This window comes from Nostocoides japonicum T1-X7 (genome assembly GCF_001046855.1).
Classification (GTDB): domain Bacteria; phylum Actinomycetota; class Actinomycetes; order Actinomycetales; family Dermatophilaceae; genus Nostocoides; species Nostocoides japonicum.
In genome coordinates this window covers 4,004,242-4,013,157 of the sequence record NZ_HF570958.1, presented here as the reverse complement: position 1 = coordinate 4,013,157, position 8,916 = coordinate 4,004,242, and the positions used below count along the sequence as shown (strand labels likewise).

At 72.5% G+C, this 8,916-nt stretch carries 10 protein-coding genes; 3 read left to right on the top strand and 7 right to left on the bottom strand.

Features of this window, described 5'->3' with window-relative positions:
• The coding region (locus BN12_RS25385; protein ID WP_048554700.1) for a hypothetical protein at window positions 1-462 on the top strand (462 nt) is incomplete at its 5' end.
• A 29-nt stretch (window positions 463-491) separates the two neighbouring features.
• Here the strand turns inward: BN12_RS25385 and BN12_RS18220 are convergent.
• Window positions 492-1,259 carry an ArsR/SmtB family transcription factor gene (locus BN12_RS18220; protein ID WP_053080082.1) on the bottom strand — a complete coding sequence of 256 codons (768 nt, stop codon included), beginning with the start codon at window positions 1,257-1,259 and terminating at the stop codon, window positions 492-494.
• Between the two features lie 63 nt (window positions 1,260-1,322).
• On the opposite strand from BN12_RS18220, the gene BN12_RS18215 reads away from it, so the two are divergent.
• The gene (locus BN12_RS18215) at window positions 1,323-2,714 is read left to right on the top strand and encodes an MFS transporter (RefSeq protein WP_083454752.1); all 1,392 of its coding nucleotides are present in this window, start codon (window positions 1,323-1,325) and stop codon (window positions 2,712-2,714) included.
• Here BN12_RS18215 and BN12_RS18210 read toward each other — a convergent pair.
• Window positions 2,648-3,391: a helix-turn-helix transcriptional regulator gene (locus tag BN12_RS18210; RefSeq protein WP_083454751.1), complete on the bottom strand. Its 744-nt coding sequence runs from the start codon at window positions 3,389-3,391 to the stop codon at window positions 2,648-2,650. The two genes, BN12_RS18215 and BN12_RS18210, sit on opposite strands and share 67 nt — an antisense overlap.
• Window positions 3,388-3,732 (bottom strand): ferredoxin, encoded by a 345-nt coding sequence (fdxA, locus tag BN12_RS18205; RefSeq protein ID WP_048554695.1) that lies wholly within the window; start codon window positions 3,730-3,732, stop codon window positions 3,388-3,390. The genes BN12_RS18210 and fdxA overlap by 4 nt, the downstream gene beginning before the upstream one ends.
• A 206-nt stretch (window positions 3,733-3,938) precedes the next feature.
• Here fdxA and ctaD point away from each other — a divergent pair, with 206 nt between their 5' ends.
• Window positions 3,939-5,657 carry an aa3-type cytochrome oxidase subunit I gene (gene ctaD, locus BN12_RS18200; protein ID WP_048554693.1) on the top strand — a complete coding sequence of 573 codons (1,719 nt, stop codon included), beginning with the start codon at window positions 3,939-3,941 and terminating at the stop codon, window positions 5,655-5,657.
• 417 nt (window positions 5,658-6,074) lie between these two features.
• Here ctaD and BN12_RS18195 read toward each other — a convergent pair whose 3' ends face one another.
• The 4 genes from BN12_RS18195 to BN12_RS18180 all read right to left on the bottom strand — a co-directional run.
• The gene (locus tag BN12_RS18195) at window positions 6,075-6,743 is read right to left on the bottom strand and encodes an endonuclease/exonuclease/phosphatase family protein (RefSeq protein ID WP_048554690.1); all 669 of its coding nucleotides are present in this window, start codon (window positions 6,741-6,743) and stop codon (window positions 6,075-6,077) included.
• On the bottom strand, window positions 6,740-7,711 hold the full coding sequence (locus BN12_RS18190) for an ROK family glucokinase (RefSeq protein ID WP_048556575.1): 972 nt from the start codon (window positions 7,709-7,711) through the stop codon (window positions 6,740-6,742). The genes BN12_RS18195 and BN12_RS18190 overlap by 4 nt, the downstream gene beginning before the upstream one ends.
• An 8-nt stretch (window positions 7,712-7,719) precedes the next feature.
• Entirely contained in the window at window positions 7,720-8,235 is a 516-nt protein-coding gene (locus tag BN12_RS18185; protein WP_048554688.1) for a hypothetical protein, read from the bottom strand.
• On the bottom strand, window positions 8,204-8,916 hold a 713-nt coding region (locus BN12_RS18180; RefSeq protein ID WP_162233107.1), incomplete at its 5' end, for an ArsA-related P-loop ATPase. The genes BN12_RS18180 and BN12_RS18185, both read right to left, overlap by 32 nt.

Genomic DNA, 8,916 nt, shown 5'->3' with positions numbered 1-8,916 from the left:
CCCGCCTCCGACGCGCCCAGGTCCTCCGACGACGAGGCGCAGCCCCCCGACGGACCTCCGGCTGCGTCGGACGCTCCGGCCGCGTCGGACGCCGCCCGGCCCGACGCGCGGGGTCAGGACCCGACACCCGGCGACCGCGGCTCCGACGCCGCCCCGCCCGCTCCCCCACCGGCCCGTGAGGTCCCACCGCCGGGCATCGTCGAGGCCGGCCTCGAGGAGGGTCACTTCGAACCCCGTCCGGTCCAGCTGCCCCCGCAGGAGGACCTCCACTTCTGGGGGATCGTCATCGGCCTCACCGTCGGCCCCCTCCTGCTCATCTACCTCGCCTTCTTCGGCGAGGGACACAGCCGGTGGTGGATGTATGCCGCGTTCGCCCTCATCATCGGCGGGTTCGCCCTCCTCGTCCTGCGCCAGCCCCGCAAGCGGGACGAGGACGACCACGACGACGGCGCCCGGGTCTGACCTGCCGGTCCGCCACGGACCGTATGCCGTCAGTGCTCGCCACGCGAGAGGTGCGCCGTCAGCGTCGCCATCCCGTCGTGTCCTTCGGGGGTGATGCGGATGCTCCGCGGGACCCGGCCGCGGACGATCCAGCCGAGGTCGAAGAGTCGGGACGTGATGGCGGTGCCGAGGGGACCCGCGAGGTGGTGGGCCTGCTCGGTCCAGTCGACGCAGTAGCGCAGGGACCGCCCGGTGGACAGCAGCCGAGGTGGGATCTCCCAGAGCGAGAGCGCGGTGACGCCGTCGGGGGTGAGCAGGTAGTCGACGCTTCTCCCCGGCGCTGAGAGCCGATCCCGGGTGGCACCCGGGTGGTGGAGCCCGTCCCCGCCCACGACCCATCCGGCGGCGAGCAGCTGACCGAAGAGGGTCACGCCGGCGTGGCCGGCGAGGTGGTGGTAGCAGGTGCGCGCGGAGCGCAGGGCGGCGGCGCGCGTGCTCTCGCGCAGGGAGGTGATCGGGGTCCGTGGCGCGAGTCTCGCGAGAGCCTCCAGGACGCCCTCGACCTCTCCGTTCGCGAGTCGGTAGAAGCGGTTGCGGCCGTGCTGCTCGACGACGACGAGTCCGTGGTCGAGCAGCACGGACAGGTGGTTGCTGATCGTGGAGGCGGCGACTCCGGCTTCCTCCGCCAGCCGGCCGGCCGGAAGGGCGCGCCCATCGGCGAGGGCCGTCAGCACGCGGACGCGCCGCGGATCCGCGAAGGCGGAGGCGAGCCGGGCGAGGTAGGGCTCGCCCTGCAGGTCCTGGGTCGACGAGGGCACGTCCTCATGCTAGAGCGAAACACTTCGACCAGGACTGAAGTGTTCCTGCCTGACGATCGAGGAATGAGTGGGAACCGGGCCGGATGGCCGTTGACGCTCGCGTTGTGCGGCGGCTCCTTCCTCGTGCTCCTCGACGTGACGGTGGTGAATGTCGCGCTGCCGCAGATCGGCTCCGGCATGAGCGCGGGCGGTTCGGGACTGCCGTGGGTCGTGGATGCGTACTCGGTGCCCCTGGCAGCCCTGCTCCTGGCCTCCGGCGCGATCGGGGACCGCATCGGGCACGGCCCGGTCCTGCGGCTCGGCCTGGCCGCCTTCGGTGCGGCGTCGGCCGCGTGCGCGCTGGCTCCGACCATCGGAGTCCTCATCGCTGCGCGTGTCGTCCAGGGCATCGGTGCGGCGCTGATGCTGCCGGGGACCCTCGCCCTGCTCGTGGAGAGCACGACGGACGAGGGCGAGCGGAACCGGCTCGTCGGCCGCTGGGCGGCGATCGGCGGGGCGGCCCTCCCCGCCGGGCCGGTGATCGGCGGCGTGCTGGTCCAGGCCGCGAGCTGGCGGGCGGTGTTCTGGCTCGGCGTGCCCGTGAGCGCCCTTGCGCTCATTCCCGTCCTCCGCCTTCCTCGCGCAGCGGCGAACCGCGTGCGAGCGGGCGTCGTGGACTGGGCTGGGGCTGCGCTGTTGGGGACCGGGCTGGCCTGTCTCGTGACCGCGATCGTCCAAGGCCGCGACGCGCCGTGGACGGCGGGCCTCCTCGGCATCGCGTCCCTGGGCACCGCGGCAGGGTTCGTCGCCGTCGAGCGCCGAGCCACGCAGCCGCTCATCAGCATTCCGCGCGCCGCACGAGGCGCCGTGGCCACCGCCTCCGGGGTGGCCGGGCTGATGAACCTCTGCGCGCTCGGCAGCCTCTTCCTGCTCACCCAGCTCTTCCAGGACGTGCACGGGTTGAGCCCCTTGCTCGCGGGGTTGGCCACCCTCCCGGCCATGCTGCCCCTGCCACTGCTGGGGGCCCCGGCAGGCAGGCTCGGTGCCCGGATCGGCGTCTGGCGGACCAGCGCCCTAGGCCTGCTCGTCTCCGCGGCCGGATTCGCCGGCATCGCGGCCAGCATCACCGGCCCCGACGTCCTGTTCTTCCTCCTCCTGTGGGGCACGGGCCTGGGCATCCTCACTCCTGCGATCGTCTCCGCCGCGCTCGACGCCGCACCCGACGCGCCCGGGACGGCATCCGGCGCGAGCAACACGAGCCGACAGACCGGAGGCGCGCTCGGGGTCGCCGTCTTCGCCGTCGTCGCCGGACCCGCATACGCATCCGGCTTCGTCCCCCGCTCCACCGCTCTGTTCCTCGCCGGCGCACTCGCCTTCGTCACAGCCGCCGCGCTGTGCCTCGTCGTCGGTCAGCGCGTGGGAGGGACCGCGCGCCGCCCGGCCGCCGGGACGACCGATGCCGCCGCGGGCAGCTGACCGGCGACGCCGACGGGGTCGATCTCGGCCATGCACTTCTCGGGCTCCACGAACGGCGTCAACCGGCCCACCGCCCCGGCACCGAGCCGCTCGAGGCTGCCGCGCAGCAGGCCCAGGTGCATGGCACAGACGACCTCGGGATGCTCGCGGGCGACGGCCCGGAACGGGCAGGAGTGAAGCGCGATCCGGCAGCCGTCGGCACCCTTGCTCACCTGGGGCGCGAAGCCGATCCGGTCGAACACCCCGCTGACGACGGCGGTCGCGTCGTCCACCGTCGTCTCCGCATCCCGACGGTCGGGGAGGAGCCGGTCGGCCCACCGCATCCCGATGCGCTCCGCGCGTGCTTCACGCTCCTCGGCGGTGTCGGCGAGATCGGCCGCGAGGAGCGCGGCCAAGCCCTCATAGCCGCTGCCCCACGGGCCCGGCACCGCGGCGGCGTAGGCGGTCCGGGGACGGCCGATCCCGACATACGGATGCTCCTGACGGACGACGAGACCGGCCCGCCGGAGCGTCTCGAGGTGGAACCTCACCGTCGACGGGTGGAGCCCGACGGCCCGGGCGAGGTCATGGACATCGCGCGGTGCCTCGCCGGCCTGGAGCAGCTCCAGGAGGTGCCGGCGGGTCGCCGAGGCGAGCGCGGCGTGCACGCCGGCCGTCGGCGCCGGGCGGGGAGTCATGTCCCATTGTGCGGCCAGTTGGCCACGAGCGGGGTGTCCCTGCCGAGCGCTCCGAGCTTCGCCGCGCCCCCGGGAGAGCCGAGCGGCTCGTCGGCTCCAGGGAGCGTCTCGGTGAAGAACTCCTCGTTGTCCCGCGTGAACTCCCCCCACTCCGAGGGCACGTCGTCCTCGTAGTAGATCGCCTCGACGGGGCATACCGGCTCGCAGGCGCCGCAGTCCACGCACTCGTCGGGGTGGATGTACAACGCTCGCTTGCCCTCGTAGATGCAGTCCACCGGGCACTCCTCGACGCACGCCCTGTCGACCACGTCGATGCACGGCTGCGCGATCACATACGTCACGGGTGCTCTCTCTCTGCGACAGGAGGCCCTGCGCTCGTCTCATATTTGTGGATCAGCGTCATCGTAACTCGGCCCTTGGAGAGGGCGATAGGCCTGTTCATCATGAGGAACCACCCCTGTCACGCGACCTTTGTTTGAAGTACAGTCATCCTCATAACTACCCCTGGGCACGACTCTGACACACGCCAGGGCGGGAAGTGTGCGCTATGAGCTCGACAACGACGGAGTCCCACGCCACCGCGAGGACCGGTCTCGGCCCGGTCCCTGCCCGAACGCCGACCCGGCACGAGCCGGGTCTGCGCGCCGTCAGATGGCTGACGAGCACCGACCACAAGGTCATCGGCAACCTCTACCTCGCGACGTCCTTCTCCTTCTTCCTCATCGGCGGCGTGCTCGCCATGCTCATCCGGGCCGAGCTGTTCGAGCCGGGACTGCAGATCGTCGACAACCCCGAGCAGTACAACCAGCTCTTCACGATGCACGGCACGATCATGCTGCTGCTCTTCGCGACCCCCCTGTTCGCCGGCTTCGCGAACGCGATCGTGCCGCTCCAGATCGGCTCGCCGGACGTCGCCTTCCCGCGGCTCAACATGCTCGCCTACTGGTTCTACCTGTTCGGCGGCATCATCACGATCGCCGGCTTCCTCACCCCCGGCGGAGCGGCGGCCTTCGGCTGGTTCGCCTACGCACCGCTGTCCGACACGGTGTACAGCCCGGGGCTCGGCGGCGACCTGTGGGTCTTCGGCCTCGCGCTCGCGGGCTTCGGCACGATCATGGGGGCCGTCAACTTCATCACGACGATCCTCTGCCTCCGGGCACCCGGGATGACGATGTTCCGGCTGCCCATCTTCACGTGGAACGTCCTCATCACCTCGATCATGGTGCTGATGGTCTTCCCCGTCCTCGCGGCCGCGCTCTTCGCGCTCGGCGCGGATCGACGGTTCGGGGCGCACGTCTTCGACCCGGAGAACGGCGGGCCGATGCTGTGGCAGCACGTGTTCTGGTTCTTCGGGCACCCGGAGGTCTACATCATCGCGTTGCCGTTCTTCGGGATCATCACCGAAGTCATCCCGGTCTTCTCCCGCAAGCCCGTCTTCGGCTACCGGACGATGGTCTTCGCGACGATCTCCATCGCCTCGCTGTCGACGACGGTGTGGGCCCACCACATGTATGCGACGGGGCTCGTGCTGCTCCCCTTCTTCGCCATCATGTCGATGCTCATCGCGGTGCCGACCGGGACGAAGTTCTTCAACTGGATCGGCACGATGTGGGGCGGCAAGGTGTCCCTCGACACGCCGATGCTGTGGGCGGTCGGGTTCCTCGTGACGTTCCTCTTCGGCGGCCTGACGGGGGTCATCCTCGCGAGCCCGGCCCTCGACTTCCACCTGACCGACAGCTATTTCGTCGTGGCCCACTTCCACTACACGGTGTTCGGCACGGTCGTCTTCGCGATGTTCTCGGGCTTCTACTTCTGGTGGCCCAAGCTGACCGGCCGGATGCTCGACGAGCGGCTCGGGAAGATCCACTTCTGGATGCTGTTCATCGGCTTCCAGATGACCTTCTTCGTCCAGCACCTCCTCGGCATGGAGGGTATGCCGCGACGCTACGCGGACTACCTGCCCGACGAGGGCTTCACGACGCTGAACCAGATCTCGAGCATCGGCGCCTTCCTCCTCGGCGCCTCGACCATCCCGTTCCTCTACAACGTGTGGCGGACCTGGCGGCACGCGCCGCTCGTCCAGACCGACGACCCGTGGGGCTGGGGTGGCGGCCTGGAATGGGCGACCTCCTGCCCGCCGCCGCGGCACAACTTCGACGTCCTGCCGCCCATCCGGTCCGAGCGACCGGCCTTCGACCTCCACCATCCACCCGTGGTGCGCACCGTCCGGGCCGGGGGTGGTGGAGGCCAAGCCCCGGCCAGGTAGCCCCATCCCGCCCGTCGAGCGGGCCGCCCGACCCGACGCACCCGTGGTGCACAGCCCCCGATCGGGGCCTGTGCACCACCCACCAGCCCCACCAGCCCGACCAGCCCCAGCGACACTAGTGGCCCCACAGCCGTGGTGCAGAGCTCCCGATCGGGGCCTGTGCACCACCCGCCAGCCCCACCAGCCTGACCAGCCCCACTAACCTTGCTGACCTCACTGACCCCACCACCCCGGTCCGCCTCACTGGCCCCACACCGGTTGGTGCAGAGCTCCCGATCGGGGCCTGTGCACCACCCACCAGCCCCACTGACCCCACCAACCCCAGGGACACCAGTGGCCCCACAGCCGTGGTGCAGAGCTCCCGATCGGGGGCTGTGTACCACCGGCGGGGGCTGTGCACCACGGCTCGGCCGGCCGTCACACGTCGAGGTCGACCCACACCGGACGGTGGTCGCTGGCCCGCACGAGGTCGGCGGCCGGCAGGTCGACCGCCACGTGCGGGAGCACGGCGAGGTCGGGCGTCGCGAGGACGACGTCGAGCCGGCGCCGGGGCGAGCGGGCGGGGAAGGTCGGCTCGGGCGGGGAGACCGGGCCGAGCCCTGCCCTCCGGAGGACGTCCGACGCCGGACCGGCCTCCTCGTTGAGATCGCCACAGACGACGGCCCGCTCGGTCCGTCCGAGGGCCCGGACGATCGAGCCGGCATGCTCCGCGCGCTCGTCGGGTCGCAGGCCGAGGTGCACCGACGCGACGACGAGGTCGCGGCCGTCGGGCAGACGGAGCCGGACCGTCGCGTACCCCCGGGTCCGGTCCGGCCAGTGGACCCTGAGCCGGTGATGGGCGGACGCGGCGACGTCGGTGCGCAGCGAGGTGAGGATCGTCGTCCCTCCGCTGCCGCGGTGGTGACCGCCCCAGTAGAGGCGGCACTGCGCGGCGAACGTCGCGACCCGGGTCGTCGCGAAGAGTCGCCGCGGAACCTCCTGGAGGCACAGGACGTCCGGGTCGAGCGCTCGGACGACTGCGGCAGCGGCCGCGCGGTCGTCGAGGAAGTCGCGGGTGTTGTAGGACGCGACCCGCAGCCGGGTCACGACCCGACGACCTCGCGGCGGGCCAGGTCCGCGGCGCCGATGAGCCCCGCCTCGTTGCCGAGCCTCGCGGCGACGACCCGAGCCTCGGGGCGGTAGCCCCGGCCGGTCAGCTGACGGCGGTAGGTGTCGCGGGCGGGGCCGAGGAGCAGCTCGCCGGCCGCGCTCACACCTCCCCCGATGACGAACAGGCCGGGGTCGATGGCGGCCGCGATGTTGGCGATGCCCACACCGAGCCACGACCCGACGTCCGCGAGCAGCTCGATGGAGGTCTGGTCGCCCTCGCGGGCCGCCTCGGTGACGAGCGGGCCGGTGAGGTTCGCCGGATCCCCCGAGACGCGGTCGATGAGGTCGGTGGCCATCGGGCTCTGGGCGACAACGAGGGTGCGCGCCTCGCGGACGAGCGCGTTCCCGCTCGCATACTGCTCCCAGCACCCGCGGTTGCCGCACTCGCACCGGTGACCGGCGGGGACGACCTGCATGTGCCCGAACTCCCCCGCGATGCCGTACCGCCCGCGGATCACCTCCCCCTCGATGAGGATGGCGCCGCCGATACCCGTGCCGAGCGTGATCATGACGACCGTCGACTCGTCCTCCGCCGCGCCGAAGCGCCACTCGGCCCACGCGGCGGCGTTCGCGTCGTTGTCGACGAAGAGCGGCACGTCGATCCGCCTGGCCAGGGCGTCCCGCAGCGGCTCGTGCCGCCACGACAGGTGGGGCGCGAAGACGACGGTGGCCCGGTCCGCGGCGACGAACCCGGCCGCCCCGATGCCCACGGCGACGACGGGAGCCTCGCCGGCGGCCTCGCGCAGCTCCTCGACGGTGTCGACGATGGTGTCCTCGACGACCTTGGGCCGGGTGCTCCGATGGGGGGTGTCGCGCCGCGCCCGGGCGACGACGTTCCCGTCGACGTCGACGAGCCCGCCGGCCACCTTCGTCCCGCCGATGTCGATCCCGATGGACAGGTCGATGGCCTCGCTCACTGGGGGTGCTCCTCGTCCTCGTCGACGACGTCGATGGGCACGGCGCGCGAGCGCGCCCGGGGGTATGCCGCCCGCGCGGCTCCGCGCTCGTCCTCCGTCCCGCTCGGGCCAGCCGCCCCGGCGGAGGCGATGTCACGCAGCGCCGTGGCCACGGCACTCGTGAGGTCGGCGAGGAGGTCGACGACCTCGGGACGTGTCGTCCGGAGCAGGGCGATGAGCTGGCATACCGGACAGATGGCGCAGGCGATCGCCTCCCCGGCTGCCGGCCGGTGGTCACAGCGCCCGTCGTCCGTGCCCGGCGCCGGGCGCCGTGGTGCGGCATCGCCGTCGGCCGACCCACCCTGTGGACCGGCGTCGGAGGCGGTGGGCGGGTCGGTCACGTCGGCGCCGCGCCGGCCGGCGGAGGCGGTGCTGAGCAGCGCGATGAGCTTGGCGGCCTCCTCGGCGACCGTGCCGACCGCCTCGGTGGCCTCCCCCCGGTCACGGGGAGGGGGTGGACTGCCCTCTGTCACGGGGCCATACCTCCTCGTCGGGAACGAACGTCACGGTGAGCACGCCCTCGCGCACGGAGGCACCCGTCACGACGCACCGGCGCAGCGCCGAGGGGAGCGTGACGATCCGGTGGTGCGGCCCGACGTCGACGAGCAGGTCGTCGTCACGCCGCCGCAGTCCGACGTCCGTCGACGTCGCGAAGGGCAGCGGGAGCCGGAGGGAGAACCCGGTCCGGGTCCTCTCGACGGCCATGCCTCCGCCTGGTGCGGGGTCGGTCGGCGCCCGGCCGGCGAGCTCGCTGTCGTCGGTCGCGTCCGCGAGGGCTGCGAGGGCCGCGATGCCGACCGGCTCCGCCGGCAGGTAGGGGACGGTGAGGACCGGTATGCCGGAGAAGGACTCCCGAACCCGGGCCAGGCCGTGCGCCTGGGCCGCGTTCCACCCGGCCCGCCAGGGGTCGGCGCCACCCGCGGGGAGGAGGCGGTTGACGACGACGGCGTCGACGGCATACCCGTAGAGCGACAACGAGGTGAGCGTGCGCCGGGCCTCGGCGATGACGACCGACTCCGGTGTGAGGACGAGCCGGACCGACGCCGCCGGCGAGGTGAGGACGGCGCTCACCTCGCGCATCCGCTCCCGCCACGCGTGCGCCGCCGCCCCGACCTCCGGCGGCGGCAGGGGCACCCCGACGGCGGCCGCCGCGG